Source organism: Neobacillus drentensis (assembly GCF_036962125.1).
Taxonomy (GTDB): Bacteria; Bacillota; Bacilli; order Bacillales; family Cytobacillaceae; genus Neobacillus; species Neobacillus drentensis_B.
On sequence record NZ_JBALOA010000002.1, the window covers coordinates 56,560 to 70,024 of the forward strand.

Consider the following 13,465-nt stretch of genomic DNA (forward strand, 5'->3'; position numbering starts at 1 on the left):
CATGAATAAAAATACTATTTTTAACGCAAAAGTCCTTAATATTGATCGTAAATGTTATAATTTAGGCGTTTTCATATTAAGTACTTTTGTATCACACGTCATTCTTCTTGTTCTACGATATTAATGTCAGATATTAACGATTAGGTGTTTTCTACGGTACACGCTTAATACCAACCCAATTTAGACACCTATTATGGACTCCCCTATAATGCTGTTATGAGATATTTCTGTATTTGAGAGATATGTCTAAATTATTGAAGAAAAGTCGATGTTCCTAATCGGAATATCGACTTTTTTCAGCTCTTTAGCACTTCAATAATATGAAATTTTTTTGTAACTCCTTTTCATTAAGTGAAATCCTGACTGCTAAATCTTGCGTTCGTAAAACAAAATCTTTTACTCCGATAAATTCAGATTCAGCAATTAAGTAGAATTGTGTTCCCTTTTTAAACTGTTTAAAATTATTTTTTAGCTCATATATCTTCATTTTATTACCTGATTACTCCCATAATCTTTAATAATTAGTTTCAATTATAACTGAAAATAATAATCTTTGTTAAATATTCTAAATTAATCTACGCTTTGTGACAGGCGGGCTCGACTCACCCTTTCCATCTTTTTAAAGAATCTTTTTTTTGATAAACAGAAAATTATATATTTAAAAAGACCATCGTTAATGATGATCTTTTTACGCTCTTCCCGAAGCAACCTCCGCTGCAGGATATAAAGATGCGAATCTGCCTTGGTTCGAATACCTTGAAAGTCACTATTTATTCTTTTCAACGATGTTAAAAAGTAAGGGAGCTGCTTCATTTCGTAGTCAGTTGCATGAGTTTCTTATCGGTAACCGATTTGTTCAGTAATTTACAAATTGTGTTCATTTAACAATTGGAAGCTGACTGTTTTTGGCTATAGAAAAATCATTAAAGTAAATAACTTCCGTCAGGAATTTACTCCCTTGTATTCTCTCATAAGATGCTTTTGCTTCTTCTTGAGTGTTAAACTCAAACATTTTAACATCGTCCATAGAATGGACAGTAATGATCCACATGAATAAATCCCCCAATTAAATAGATAGTTTTTTAATGTCTTGAGAATTTAGATGGAAAAATCAAATATATAAAAGCCAACAAATTGTTCATGCTTTTATGAATTCGGCATTGGTATTTCCTCCAATTCTTTTTTATCTTTTATAATGCAAATTTTGTGCCAAATCCTACTTTCCAATGTAAATATGCATTTTATAGAGTTTAAATAATAAATAGGCAAAATATTTTTGCTTATTTGAAAATTTATCCGCAAAAATATTTTGCCTTATTAATCTAAAAAGTTTATTTTACTGAAAAATTGTTTTTCTTTTATTTTAAAAGTAGTGATTGCTGAATAAGTTTACCCATAAAAATACGCCGACTGGTCTTTATCACCAATCGGCGTCACTAAGGCATCTAATGAGCTATAACATTTGTATTCTCTCGCACCATTTCAATAAAATACTTCATAATTCTTAGATCCTCTGTTAATTCTGGATGAAAGGAACATCCTAAAAATTGACCATCGCGTGCTAAAACAATGCGCTCTTCATGTTTTGCCAGAATTTCAACATCTTCACCAGCAGCCACGATATGCGGTGCCCGGATGAAAACAGCGGGAACATCCTCTCCTACCCCTCTGATGGACATCTCGACTTCAAAACTATCCACTTGGCGGCCAAATGAATTCCGTTCGACAACGATGTCCATTACCCCCAGGTGTGGAGTATCATAGCCAACGATTTCTTTTGCCAGTAAAATCAGGCCTGCACATGTTCCAAACATCGGAACTCCACCGGCGGCTAAAACACGAATGGGTTCAAGCAACTCGTATCGGTCCAGCAGTTTCCGCATTGTTGTACTTTCTCCGCCAGGCAGCACAAGACCATTCAATTCTTTTAGATCTTCAGCCGATTTAACTGAAATGGCCTTACAGCCTAGTTCTTCAATTTGTCTTATATGCTCTCTGATTGCACCTTGTAATGCAAGTACCCCAATTTTCAGCATTTTACCAACCACGTTCCTGCATACGGTCTTTTGCTTCTAGCGTGGAAATTTCAATCCCTTTCATCGGTGTCCCGAGCTCTTTTGAAATTTCGGCAATCAATTTATAATCTCGGTAGTTTGTTGTAGCTTCTACAATGGCCCGTGCGAATTTTTCTGGATTATCGGATTTGAAGATACCTGATCCAACAAATACACCATCAGCTCCAAGTTCCATCATTAAAGCGGCATCTGCAGGTGTCGCCACCCCGCCGGCAGCAAAATTAACAACAGGCAGTCTCCCCAATTTTTTAATTTCTAGCAATAATTCAAATGGTGCTCCTAAATTTTTTGCTTCCGTCATTAGTTCATCCGTATTCATACCGACCACGCGTCTTACTTGGGCATTCACTTTGCGAATATGACGAACCGCCTCAACAATATTTCCGGTACCCGGTTCCCCTTTTGTCCGTAACATGGAAGCTCCTTCGCCAATGCGACGTGCGGCTTCCCCTAAATCGCGGCACCCGCAAACAAAAGGTACAGTATAGTCGCTTTTTAATAAATGAAATTCTTCATCTGCAGGTGTTAATACTTCGCTTTCATCTATGTAATCGACGCCCATTGCTTCCAATACCCGCGCTTCAACAATGTGGCCTATCCGTGCCTTTGCCATGACAGGAATAGTAACAGCGTTCAACACTTCCTCTACAATACGTGGATCTGCCATTCGGGCTACCCCACCAGCTGCACGGATATCGGATGGTACCCGCTCCAATGCCATAACTGCAACTGCACCAGCAGCCTCAGCAATTCTTGCCTGTTCGGCATTAATGACATCCATAATAACGCCGCCTTTTTGCATTTCAGCCATTCCGCGTTTTACTTTGTCGGTTCCTACTAGTTTCATAAAATAACCTCCATTCATTTATAATTCCTAGTATAATTGAAATTGACTACATGAAAAGGTTCAGTTTCAAGAAAAACAATGTGGTCAGTGGAGGGAATTGTGAATGGATATGCTCATGTTTAAGTTGGATAATGATACCGAAAAACCATTGTATGAACAGCTCTATACTGGGATCAAAGATGCGATTATCCAAAAACAAATTGAAGTGGGAACCAAATTGCCATCGAAGAAAAAATTAGCAGAATTTTTAAATATCAGCCAAACCACCATTGAAATTGCCTATGCCCAGCTCATGGCAGAAGGCTATGTGGTATCCAAACCGCGGATCGGTTTTTTCGTGGAAGAGATCGACGAATTACCCTATATTGAAAAAGAACTCCTAAATATACCTGTAGGAAAGGTTGAGAAAAAAATCGTTCAATTTGACTTCCATCCCGGGAAAATTGATGCCGACTCCTTTCCTTTTTCACTTTGGCGGAAATATGCAAAAAATCTATATGACAGCCATTCAAAAGAGTTATTGGAAATTGGAGACCCGCAAGGAGAGTTCGCACTAAGAGTGGAAATTGCCAAATATCTTTATCAATCGAGAGGGATTGTCTGCATCCCCGAACAGATTGTCATTGGTTCGGGAACGGAACAGCTGCTTCCGATGATTTTAAGGTTACTTGGAAATGATTTGAAATTCGCCCTTGAAAATCCTGGCTATTCGGCTATACCTAAAATACAAATGCAAAATAGAGCCATCTCTATTCCGGTCGATGAAAATGGTTTAGTCGTGGATGAACTGGAAAAAACAATGGCCAATATTGTTTACATAACCCCTTCCCATCAGTTCCCTACGGGTGCCGTCCTATCCGCAACAAGAAGAACCCAGCTATTAAACTGGGCCGCAAAGGATAAAAGCCGCTACATCATTGAAGACGATTATGATAGCGAGTTTCGTTATATCGGAAAACCTATTCCCGCTTTACAAGGGTTAGACCAAAACGGAAAAGTTATTTATTTGGGCACGTTTACCAAATCATTAATGCCTTCCTTACGTGTGGCTTATTTTGTTTTACCATCAACCTTACTGCAAAAATATAAGGAGACATTCAGTTTTTACTCCTCAACCGTACCGAGATTCGATCAGCATATTTTAGCTGACTTTATGAGAGAAGGTAATTTTTCCAAGCACTTAAACAGGATGAGGAAAATTTATCGCAAAAAACATGAGAAATTAACTGAGATATTAAAAACGTATTATCCGGATGTCATGATCACAGGCGACCTGGCAGGCATGCACATTTTAATTTCCGTCCCCCTGTCAAAAGGCGAAGATGAGCTAAAAGAAATAGCGGCAAAGGACCACATTGCCATCTATCCGGTAAGTGATTATCAATTAAGTCCCATTGACTATCCATATCCAACTTTTTTATTAGGATTCGGCGGAATTCCATTTGACCAGATTGAGAAAGGCATCCACCAATTAATGAGATGTTGGAACTACTAGTGAAATTAAATAACCTAAGTCTCTATCTCTACAGGACTTAGGTTATTTTTATATTAATTAAAATCCTTCAATGCTTTTGATCTTTTTAGCAGGCACACCGCCAACAATGATATTTTCAGGTACATCCTTGGTTACAACTGCACCAGCTGCGATGATGGCTCCATCACCAATGGTCACACCAGGAAGCACAGTGGCATTTGCTCCAATCCAGACATTGTTACCAATTATAATTGGTGCAGGATGCAATGTGCTGCGCTTTTGTGGATCCATGTCGTGATTGAGAGTTGCTAACACGACATTATGCCCAATGAGAACTCCATCACCAATTGTAATGCCGCCCTGATCCTGTAATTTGCAACCCGAGTTCATAAAGACATTTTTGCCGATAGTAATATTCTTCCCGCAGTCTGTATAAAAAGGAGGAAACATGGCAAATGTTTGATCCACTTGTTTACCTGTCAACTGAGAAAATAGTTCCCGGATTTCTTCAGGAGTATGATAGTGTCCATTTAACTCAGCGGTTAACTTCAATGCTTCTTGCGAAAGATAGTGCATCATCTGGAACATTTCCGAACCACTCTCGACTGTCTTACCTTGGTTCAAGTGTGCTAAGAAATCATTAATATTCATTTGTTCACTCCTATAACTCATCTTGCGACTGCCACTCTATTTATATTACTGTTACCTTCCAGCCCCAAAGCCTTGAGACATCTAATCCCATGTTACCAAATTTAGGTAAAATTATGTGCATATCCTCACCATCTAGTAGTGGTTCGTTATTCACCAATTAGGATCTACACTGGTAGCACCTTTAATCATTAGAGAATTGTATTTTTTAAGTTGGCGTACATGGCCTTTACAGTCTCATCAATTTCATCTCGGGACATCCTCATCGCTTTTTCAGCACGCGCATAACCAATTTCTGTTTTTCCAGCTTCTAAACCTTTAAATATTCCATCTGCGAATTCATCTACTGGGGTGCCAAAGGTATGCAGGCCAGTACCGCCTAAATCAGTATTAACTGCCGGTGGCGCAATTTCGATTACCTCAATGGCCGTCTCTTCAAGCTGGTGCCGTAAGCTCATCGTAAATGAATGCACCGCTGCTTTTGTTGCTGAATATATTGGTGCAATCGCCATCGGGGTAAACGCTAAACCGGATGATACATTAAGGATAGCCCCATATTCTTTATTAGCAAAGTACGGTGCAAATAGCATACACAAATGAAAGGGTGCCTCGATGTTAGACGCTATTTCTTGACTGTAATAGCTCCAATCTTCCTCCGTGTTCGTTTTAAGTACATGATAGCGCTGCTGTATGCCTGCGTTGTTTACAAGCACATTCACATCGGGGTGCTCGCCCTTAACCCAGTCGAACAAGGCAATTCGATCAGATTCTTTTGTGACATCACAAACACGGGTAATCAGTTCAGGATATTTCCCCTTTGCTTCCTGAAGTTTTCCTTCACGCCTGCCACAGACAATGACTTTATTGCCTGATTTTATGAATCTTTCGGCAAACGCAAACCCGATTCCTGCTGCCCCACCTGTAATAAGTATTGTATTCCCTGATAGTTTCATCATATCCCTCTTTCGATTAACGTTACTCATTACTTATAACATATTAATTATTCTCCCTTTTCACTAATTATAAATTCTGCCTGTTGAATACATTTCTCATAAGTTCTATAAAGGATGCCGGCATCCTTTTATTGAAAAAGAACAAGTTTTGTTCTTGGTGTCCTTACAGGGTTTGCGAGGAAGATAGGAAGAGATTTAAAATGGAAGAGCTTAAGAGCCCTGTATAACACAGGGCTCCTTTGCTTCATCTATTTATTTTACTTTGTTATATTCCTCATCTGATACTGGTTCCAACCATTCAGGCGTGCCTGCAGTTATTGCAATGTGTTCAAACCAACTGTTATTTGTAGCGCCATGCCAATGTTTTACACCATCGTGAGTAACAATAACATCACCAGCTTTTAAGAATTGAGCAGGCTTTCCTTCTTCTTGGTACCAACCCTCGCCGCCAGTTACTAATAAAATTTGGAACCCATCATGATGGATATGCCAGTTATTTCTGCATCCTGGTTCAAAGGTCACATTCCCTACACCAACATTCACTTTAGGATCTGCAACTAATCCTTTAAGATAACTTTGTCCCACAAAAAATTGTGCATATGCTTCATTTTTCTCTCCTACTGGAAAAATAACTCCATATTTTACTTCTTCATGTTTTGCCATTTTTATTTCCTCCAATAAATAAATTTTGATTGTTAATCATAGGTTTACTTTTTATTTTAATTTCCCGCTAAATACCGGGAAGAAGCTTTGCTCCCCATAATTCTGGATGTGCTCTTCATTCTTCAAAGTTTCCATATCTTTATTACTGATAGTAAAGTCAAGCTCTGCATTATTTCTCATATGATTTGGATTGCAGTAGCCAAATACCAAGACCTAATTTGGGGATTTCTACAGCGTTTGATATTTTGAAAGTTTCGTTAAACATACTTTTATCTCCCTCACATATTTTTAATAGTATCTTTTCTTGTATAATTTGGTTTCCCATCTCCCATTTTGGTATTTACTAAATATCAGATAAAACCTCATTTATACAACCTAACGCGTTCAGTGTTCTTGGAAAGCCCATATATGGGAGGCAGTGAGTGATGGCAGTAATTAATTTTTCCTTGTCATTGCCTACATTTTTGTTACCCTGCACATGTGCCTTTACTTGACCTTCGGCACCGCCTAAACTACTTACGATGCAGAGGGTCAACAACTCCCTTGTTTTCAAATCAAGTCCTTCACGAGTGTAGAAATCTCCGAAGCAAAAAGCGGATAGGTATTCCTGGATATGCTTTTGATTTGATGGGGCACTCTCTTGCATTTTTGTAATGACCTCTCCAAAAATCTCTACCTGTACTGAAAGTCCCTTGTCAAAGCGATTTTCTTCATCAACCTGTTTTTGGCTTTCAATTGGTAATATAATATTTTGTGATTTGAAAACCTCATTGACTTCATTGATGGCATTTAATGTTTTGGGAAACCCAATGTATGGAGCACACTGGTAAACAGCCTCTTTAATTTCCACAGGTGTCAGACCAACGTTCAATGCCGCAGCTACATTTGCCTTAAGCTGAGGCAACGTCTGGTTCGTTGTAAGTACTACTAAAGTGATTAACTCACGTTGCTTGTCATCCAGAAACCCTTGATAGAAAACTTCCCCAAAAATGAAGTGGCTAAGGATGTCCTGGAAATCAGGGTCAGTAGCGTATGCAGCTGGTATTTCATTTCCAAATAACTGTATATATTTTTCCTTGCTCTTTTGAACACGGTCCATAAATAACCCTCCTGTTTTAAGTTCATATTCTTTTTATATTCCAAAGGTTAAGCTAAACTTGATGCTTTAAAAATCAATATTGATTGATTAATCAACATCTGTTTATAATTATAAAAAAGCCCTGCATACTTTCAATGGTTAAATTAACGCAATTCGTTGACTACTCAACAAATCAAGTAAAAGTGTTGAGTATTTAGAAAGATTGGTGAATTAAAATGTCTAAAGTTGATAGAAGAATAGCCAAAAGCCAAGTAGCGATAAAAAATGCTGTTATTGAACTAATGTCTGAAAAAAGTTTTGATAACATAACCATTCAGGATATTGCTGACAGAGCAGATGTTAATCGAGGCACCATTTATCTTCATTACACGGATAAATACGATCTATTGGATAAGATGATTGAAGAACATATGGACAATCTCCGGGAACTCTGCAAATCGGCATCTGAGATGAATTTTCAAGAAGGAAATTATGTCTGGTACGAGTACTTTGAGCGTCATTATTTATTTTTTTCAACCATGTTAGCGAGTAAAGGTGCCCCTTATTTTAGGAGCCGGTTTCTTGATTTAGTTATCGAAGAGTTTAAAGCGGAAGTAGATACAACCGAAGGAAAAAATCAGCTGTTAAGTGATGAGGTTATTCTTCAATTTTTTGGTTCAGCGGTCGTAGGAGCAGTGGAATGGTGGTTCAAGAATGGAATGCCTTTGTCAGCTCGTGTGATGGCAGAACAAACGGGGGCATTGTTAGATAGGAACTTAGATTAATAAAACAACGATTCTAATAGTATCCCTATTATCATTTCTTTGGTAAAAGTGAACAAATTGTAAACTATGATGTAGGTCACGGAAATAAATACCGAAACGGGTATAATTTTATAAAGTATAGACATCATAGGAGGCTTTAACATGGGACGATATGAACAACAAAGGAGTTTCTTAAAATCTAACTTTCTTGAATTTACACACATTAAAACAGATAAAATAAAGGGTCTACCAAAACCGCCGACCTCAAAGCCTTATTCCCCTTCTTCCATCGTTGTTGATTTGCCAGAAATTAATGAAGACGTTATAACAAGGCAAAATGTTTACGAATGCATAAAGGATAGAAGAAGTACAAGATTCTATTCTGAAGATAATTTAAGTCTTGATGAGTTATCCTATCTTTTATGGGCTACCCAAGGGATAACTGCAACCAATAAGGCCGGATTTACACTACGAACTGTACCATGTAGCGGTGCAACACATACTTTTGAAACCTATCTTTTCATTATGAGAGTAGAAGGAATCCAACAAGGAATCTATAGATATCTTCCGGTAGAACACAAACTCATATTTATGTATGAATTAGATGAATTAGATAACAAAATTGATGCCATTACTCTAGATCAACCATTTGTACCTAATTTCGCAAAAAAGGCTGCTGTGGTGTTTGCATGGAGTACAATTCCATATCGCTCTGAATGGAAGTATGATATTTCAGCACATAAAAAAATCCTGATTGATATTGGTCATGTTTCTCAAAACCTTTATTTAGCAAGTGAATCTATCGATGCAGGAGCTTGTGCTATTGGTATCTATGATCAAAAGCTGATCGATGAGGTATTAGGTTTAGACGGCGATGAAGAATTTGTTCTTTTCCTTGGTGCGGTTGGAAAAAAAAGAAAATGATGTGTTACTTAATTCAAGATTAAAAGTTTTTTAACTTGTAACAATTACCCCGTGGAGTATATAAAAACTATTGTAAAATTAGATAGTAGTAAAAATTTTTACATCCGGAGGGACCTTAATGAAGAAAAAATTAGTTACAAGTGCTTTTACCCTAGTCTTATTACTTGGATTGGGAACTGGAGTTATGGCAGCAACTAATAAAATTGATTGCAAAGTGGGAGATTTTAAAGAAATGCTCGCTATGATGCAAGACAAGTATCCTGATTTAAGTGATAAACAATTAAAAGAAGTGCACAAAGATTGTATAGCTAAAATGAAAAAAGAAACAAGTAAAGATTGTATGATTAATAATTAAGTTTAAAAAAATTCTAAGTGCCTTTAAGGTGCTTAGAATTTTTATTTTAGGCTGATTCTTTTCAATTCAGTTTAGATGAGTGACGCCATTTTCAACTCATATTCAAACATGTTCATACTTCCCCCCAGAAATTAATAATTTATTCATATTTACTTCCTATCCACCTTTACCCTATAGGGTATAATAAAGAGGAACTTTAGTTTGTGCTTAAGAAATAGCTTACTTTAAAAAAATTTTGACTCAGGGTGGTTAGTTGATGATGAAAAAAAGTATTGTCTTTTTAGTATTACTTTTAGTCCTTGGCCTATCTGCATGCAGTATGGAGGGATACAGGAATGTAACAGCAGATGAAGCCAAAGAATTAATCGACAAAAAGTCAGTAGTGGTATTAGATGTCCGTACCGTAGAAGAATACCAGGAAGGGCATATCCCTAATGCAACCCTAGTGCCACTTCAAGAATTAGAAAATAGTTTGAAAGAATTAGACCCTTCTGCAACTTATTTAGTAGTCTGCCGTAGTGGAAATCGTTCTGCCCAAGCAAGTGAAATTCTTACAGCAAATAGTTTTAAATCTATTTACAATATGACTGGTGGAATGAATACTTGGGGATATGAAATAGAACAGTAAGATAGTTAGAAAGACAAAACCCATCACATACCCGGTGATGGGTTTTGTGCTGAATAAAAGTTGAGTCATAAAAAATTTAGGTATACACAAATACCGACAATGTTCGACGATGATATTTAGTAGAATAGTTGTATAAATTACAATTTTGCAAAACAACTGTAATTTATGACATAAAAACGTAATTTAGGAAAATATGATTTTAATCGTCTGAATATCATCAGGTGTAGGAGGAAACTTATGGAAAGCCCAGCAGTAATTAAAGAAATGGACAATAAACACGAGAATTCAGTAAAGTGGTACTCTAATTGGAGGTTAATTACTGGAAGTCTCCTCTTCTTTATCATCCTCTTGATTACAGCATTCTGGTACTATCAAGCAAATCATTTTAATTCACATATCCAGATTAATGGGATAAAAGTCGGTGGAATGACTGCTGAACAAGCACTAAAAAAATTAAAAACAACTACATTAAAAAATACCATCTATGTCGGAAATCAACAAGTTTTCGATGGAAAAGATACCATGATGGGATTTATGGAAAAAGACCTGCCCCAATTCAAAAAAATATTAAAGGGCCAGTATACGTTTATTCCTTCTTCAAAAGCTAATAATTTTTCCATAATGCCTAGTAAACAGGACCATTTTCGAAACCAGACGTTGAAAAAGCAGGTGGAAGAAAAGCTGTTTGCCATGAATAAAAGTTTAAAAGTGCCAAAAGATGCGGTGGTACGTTTGGAACAAGGCAAAATTGTAGTTACTAACCATGTAAGCGGAGAACAATATGATGTCGCCAGTCTTATGATGGACTACGACAAACACGAATATATTAGTGAAATCCATCTCAATCCAGCATACATACAACCCATTAAAGAAGACAGCGAGTTTGTAAAAAATCAACAAAAAAGGCTGGAAGAATTTCTCGTACAGACGGTTAATTATAAGGTACAGGATAAGATTTTTACGTTTAAAGCGGGCGAATTAATCAAAAATGCATCTATTTCAAAAGATTTGCAGATTAAGATTAAGGATAAGGGTAATATTAAGAAAAAAATTGCTGAAATTAACCAATCCCAATCCACATTAAACAAGGATATCTCATTCAAGACCCATTCAGGATCGGTGATCTCGGTTAAAGCTAAAGGCTATGGCTGGGCTATAAATGTTGATAAAGAAATCCCACGTATTATTAAAGCTTTTGAGAGTGGAAAAAAGTCGGTTTCCGCCTCAAATATATACGGAAATGGCTGGAATGGTGAGGGTTATGGATATGACGCTGTCAAGAACAATGGGATTGGTGATACGTATGCAGAAGTCTCCATTGCAAGGCAGCGAATTTGGATTTACAAAAATGGGAAATTAGTGGTCACCACGAGTGTGGTTACTGGCAATAGTAGTACTCACCATGATACATCACCAGGAGTGTGGTATATCCTTTATAAGCAATCCCCTGCCGTCCTAACGGGAAGAGAAAACGGAAAAATTACCTATCAGGTACCCGTTCAATACTGGGTCCCTTTTACGAATGGCGGACAGGGATTCCACGATGCTAACTGGAGATCCAATTGGGGTGGTAATATCTATCGAAGCAATGGATCGCATGGCTGTGTCAACACCCCGCCAAGCGTTATGAAATCGGTGTATGACAATCTCAGCAGCTACGACCCAGTTATCGTTTATTGATACATGGGTAGACTGTCAGAACAGCATCAGTACATGTATTTCAATAAATAAAAGAAGGAGATGCACCATCGTGTATCTCCTTCTTCTTTTGTATAATTATAAAACTTCCAACCATGATTTGACTGCTGTAGCAAATATTAAAATCCCCATAATGATTTGCAATACACTGGGATTCACTTTTTCCCCTAAATTAGCGCCTAACGGCGAAGCAATTAAACTAGCCAAATTGGTCAAATCTGACTTAAATAAACAGATTGACATTACCTTCCTGTGCATCTGCTAAATAAGCTGCAACTCCTGCATATTCAATTGATTCTAATAACTCTTCCTCTTTAAGCCCTAACAAATCCATTGTCATGGTACATGCTACTAGTTTTACATCCTGTTCTTGCGCCATTTCGATTAATTGCGGCAGCGGTAGCGTGTTATGTTTTTTCATAATATCCTTAATCATTTTAGGACCAAATCCAGCAAAGTTCATTTTAGACAGCCCCATTTTATCCGCGCCTCTTGGCATCATTTTTCCAAATATTTTTTCCATGAATCCTTTTTTCACAGGAGCACTTTCATTTTTCCGAAGGGCATTTAATCCCCAAAACGTATGAAAAATGGTTACTTCATGGTCATAAGCAGCAGCACCATTGGCAATTATATAGGCTGCCATTGCCTTATCGTAATCTCCACTAAATAAAACGATTGTTGTTCTCTTCTTTTCTTTCATAAACTTACCTCCTGATAACTTATACCTAATAGGGTATTATTTTAATCAAAAAAATTCATCCTTTTTTAATCCAAAACTTTAAAATTCCATTTTCTTCTTCGAAGTTTAATAAATCATGTCCTCCTGATTTTGTCCAAGCAGTCAGATCATTTATGGCTCCTTTATCTGTTGTATGAATCTCTAAAACTTCACCAGATTCAATTTCATTTATCGCCTTTTTGGTTTTTACAATTGGCATTGGACATGCTAAACCCTTTGCATCTAATACCTTCACAATATTCATTGTTCGTTCCTCCTTGTTGTTTATTGTTATTACCCCTATGGGTATCATAGGAGTAAAAATAAAAGAGGGTGTCAACCCTTTTTTATCGGCTTTTTACAAGGAGATTCACAGCTTCTTTTACCATTTCTTCCATGCTTTTCTCTCCTTGTTCATTTGCTTTTTGAACACACTCCACTAAATTGGAACTTACAATAACCCCAATGGTACGGTCGATGGCACTTCTAGTTGCAGATAATTGGGTGATCACTTCTTTACAGTCCTTGTTTTCTTCCATCATTTTTAAGATTCCGCGTAACTGTCCTTCAATACGTTTTACTCTATTTTTCATTTGATCATTGTATTCCATTGTTTTAGCCTCCTTTACAATTAGTT

16 protein-coding genes are annotated in these 13,465 nt (G+C 37.1%); 6 read left to right on the top strand and 10 right to left on the bottom strand.

The genetic code is table 11. The features are described 5' to 3' along the window. Positions 1-877: 877 nt before the first annotated feature. From V7121_RS01240 to pdxS, 3 genes are all read right to left on the bottom strand, one after another. The gene (locus tag V7121_RS01240; RefSeq protein WP_335503270.1) at positions 878-1,051 is read right to left on the bottom strand and encodes a hypothetical protein; all 174 of its coding nucleotides are present in this window, start codon (positions 1,049-1,051) and stop codon (positions 878-880) included. A 394-nt stretch (positions 1,052-1,445) separates the two neighbouring features. Further along, positions 1,446-2,036: a pyridoxal 5'-phosphate synthase glutaminase subunit PdxT gene (pdxT, locus tag V7121_RS01245; RefSeq protein ID WP_335503674.1), complete on the bottom strand. Its 591-nt coding sequence runs from the start codon at positions 2,034-2,036 to the stop codon at positions 1,446-1,448. 1 nt (position 2,037) lies between these two features. After that, the gene (pdxS, locus tag V7121_RS01250; RefSeq protein ID WP_335503677.1) at positions 2,038-2,922 is read right to left on the bottom strand and encodes a pyridoxal 5'-phosphate synthase lyase subunit PdxS; all 885 of its coding nucleotides are present in this window, start codon (positions 2,920-2,922) and stop codon (positions 2,038-2,040) included. 103 nt (positions 2,923-3,025) lie between these two features. Between pdxS and V7121_RS01255 the strand changes: the two genes are divergently transcribed. After that, positions 3,026-4,417: a PLP-dependent aminotransferase family protein gene (locus V7121_RS01255; protein WP_335503680.1), complete on the top strand. Its 1,392-nt coding sequence runs from the start codon at positions 3,026-3,028 to the stop codon at positions 4,415-4,417. 57 nt (positions 4,418-4,474) lie between these two features. On the opposite strand, the gene V7121_RS01260 is transcribed toward V7121_RS01255, so the two are convergent. The 4 genes from V7121_RS01260 to V7121_RS01275 all read right to left on the bottom strand — a co-directional run bounded on the left by V7121_RS01260 (position 4,475) and on the right by V7121_RS01275 (position 7,759). Next, positions 4,475-5,047, bottom strand: coding sequence for a sugar O-acetyltransferase (locus tag V7121_RS01260; RefSeq protein WP_335545509.1), 573 nt, complete (start codon positions 5,045-5,047; stop codon positions 4,475-4,477). A 188-nt stretch (positions 5,048-5,235) separates the two neighbouring features. Further along, positions 5,236-5,997, bottom strand: coding sequence for an SDR family oxidoreductase (locus V7121_RS01265; RefSeq protein ID WP_335501325.1), 762 nt, complete (start codon positions 5,995-5,997; stop codon positions 5,236-5,238). A gap of 252 nt (positions 5,998-6,249) precedes the next feature. Beyond that, positions 6,250-6,660: a cupin domain-containing protein gene (locus tag V7121_RS01270; RefSeq protein WP_335545460.1), complete on the bottom strand. Its 411-nt coding sequence runs from the start codon at positions 6,658-6,660 to the stop codon at positions 6,250-6,252. A 343-nt stretch (positions 6,661-7,003) separates the two neighbouring features. Then, on the bottom strand, positions 7,004-7,759 hold the full coding sequence (locus tag V7121_RS01275; protein ID WP_335501258.1) for a carboxymuconolactone decarboxylase family protein: 756 nt from the start codon (positions 7,757-7,759) through the stop codon (positions 7,004-7,006). Between the two features lie 215 nt (positions 7,760-7,974). On the opposite strand from V7121_RS01275, the gene V7121_RS01280 reads away from it, so the two are divergent. The 5 genes from V7121_RS01280 (at position 7,975) to V7121_RS01300 (ending at position 12,089) form a co-directional block, all read left to right on the top strand. Further along, a complete protein-coding gene (locus tag V7121_RS01280; protein WP_335501260.1) occupies positions 7,975-8,523 on the top strand; it encodes a TetR/AcrR family transcriptional regulator in 549 nt (182 codons plus the stop codon). Between the two features lie 141 nt (positions 8,524-8,664). Further along, positions 8,665-9,426: a SagB/ThcOx family dehydrogenase gene (locus tag V7121_RS01285; protein WP_335501263.1), complete on the top strand. Its 762-nt coding sequence runs from the start codon at positions 8,665-8,667 to the stop codon at positions 9,424-9,426. A 118-nt stretch (positions 9,427-9,544) separates the two neighbouring features. Then, a complete protein-coding gene (locus V7121_RS01290; protein ID WP_335501265.1) occupies positions 9,545-9,781 on the top strand; it encodes a hypothetical protein in 237 nt (78 codons plus the stop codon). A gap of 256 nt (positions 9,782-10,037) precedes the next feature. Continuing rightward, positions 10,038-10,409 (top strand): rhodanese-like domain-containing protein, encoded by a 372-nt coding sequence (locus tag V7121_RS01295; RefSeq protein WP_335501268.1) that lies wholly within the window; start codon positions 10,038-10,040, stop codon positions 10,407-10,409. Positions 10,410-10,646: 237 nt separating this feature from the next. Then, positions 10,647-12,089 carry a L,D-transpeptidase family protein gene (locus V7121_RS01300; protein WP_335501270.1) on the top strand — a complete coding sequence of 481 codons (1,443 nt, stop codon included), beginning with the start codon at positions 10,647-10,649 and terminating at the stop codon, positions 12,087-12,089. Between the two features lie 241 nt (positions 12,090-12,330). On the opposite strand, the gene V7121_RS01310 is transcribed toward V7121_RS01300, so the two are convergent. The 3 genes from V7121_RS01310 to V7121_RS01320 all read right to left on the bottom strand — a co-directional run bounded on the left by V7121_RS01310 (position 12,331) and on the right by V7121_RS01320 (position 13,439). Further along, positions 12,331-12,810, bottom strand: a complete 480-nt coding sequence (locus V7121_RS01310; RefSeq protein WP_335501271.1) for a DsrE/DsrF/DrsH-like family protein — start codon at positions 12,808-12,810, stop codon at positions 12,331-12,333. A 55-nt stretch (positions 12,811-12,865) separates the two neighbouring features. Continuing rightward, on the bottom strand, positions 12,866-13,093 hold the full coding sequence (locus tag V7121_RS01315) for a sulfurtransferase TusA family protein (protein ID WP_335501273.1): 228 nt from the start codon (positions 13,091-13,093) through the stop codon (positions 12,866-12,868). An 82-nt stretch (positions 13,094-13,175) separates the two neighbouring features. After that, positions 13,176-13,439 carry a metal-sensitive transcriptional regulator gene (locus tag V7121_RS01320; protein WP_335501276.1) on the bottom strand — a complete coding sequence of 88 codons (264 nt, stop codon included), beginning with the start codon at positions 13,437-13,439 and terminating at the stop codon, positions 13,176-13,178. Positions 13,440-13,465 lie beyond the last annotated feature (26 nt).

Excerpts from the sequence above, each read along its gene's own strand:
- V7121_RS01240 (WP_335503270.1), bottom strand. The coding sequence starts at position 1,051 with ATGTGGATCATTACTGTCCATTCTATGGACGATGTTAAAATGTTTGAG.
- pdxT (WP_335503674.1), bottom strand. The coding sequence starts at position 2,036 with ATGCTGAAAATTGGGGTACTTGCATTACAAGGTGCAATCAGAGAGCAT.
- pdxS (WP_335503677.1), bottom strand. The coding sequence starts at position 2,922 with ATGAAACTAGTAGGAACCGACAAAGTAAAACGCGGAATGGCTGAAATG.
- V7121_RS01255 (WP_335503680.1), top strand. The coding sequence starts at position 3,026 with ATGGATATGCTCATGTTTAAGTTGGATAATGATACCGAAAAACCATTG.
- V7121_RS01260 (WP_335545509.1), bottom strand. The coding sequence starts at position 5,047 with ATGAATATTAATGATTTCTTAGCACACTTGAACCAAGGTAAGACAGTC.
- V7121_RS01265 (WP_335501325.1), bottom strand. The coding sequence starts at position 5,997 with ATGAAACTATCAGGGAATACAATACTTATTACAGGTGGGGCAGCAGGA.
- V7121_RS01270 (WP_335545460.1), bottom strand. The coding sequence starts at position 6,660 with ATGGCAAAACATGAAGAAGTAAAATATGGAGTTATTTTTCCAGTAGGA.
- V7121_RS01275 (WP_335501258.1), bottom strand. The coding sequence starts at position 7,759 with ATGGACCGTGTTCAAAAGAGCAAGGAAAAATATATACAGTTATTTGGA.
- V7121_RS01280 (WP_335501260.1), top strand. The coding sequence starts at position 7,975 with ATGTCTAAAGTTGATAGAAGAATAGCCAAAAGCCAAGTAGCGATAAAA.
- V7121_RS01285 (WP_335501263.1), top strand. The coding sequence starts at position 8,665 with ATGGGACGATATGAACAACAAAGGAGTTTCTTAAAATCTAACTTTCTT.
- V7121_RS01290 (WP_335501265.1), top strand. The coding sequence starts at position 9,545 with ATGAAGAAAAAATTAGTTACAAGTGCTTTTACCCTAGTCTTATTACTT.
- V7121_RS01295 (WP_335501268.1), top strand. The coding sequence starts at position 10,038 with ATGATGAAAAAAAGTATTGTCTTTTTAGTATTACTTTTAGTCCTTGGC.
- V7121_RS01300 (WP_335501270.1), top strand. The coding sequence starts at position 10,647 with ATGGAAAGCCCAGCAGTAATTAAAGAAATGGACAATAAACACGAGAAT.
- V7121_RS01310 (WP_335501271.1), bottom strand. The coding sequence starts at position 12,810 with ATGAAAGAAAAGAAGAGAACAACAATCGTTTTATTTAGTGGAGATTAC.
- V7121_RS01315 (WP_335501273.1), bottom strand. The coding sequence starts at position 13,093 with ATGAATATTGTGAAGGTATTAGATGCAAAGGGTTTAGCATGTCCAATG.
- V7121_RS01320 (WP_335501276.1), bottom strand. The coding sequence starts at position 13,439 with ATGGAATACAATGATCAAATGAAAAATAGAGTAAAACGTATTGAAGGA.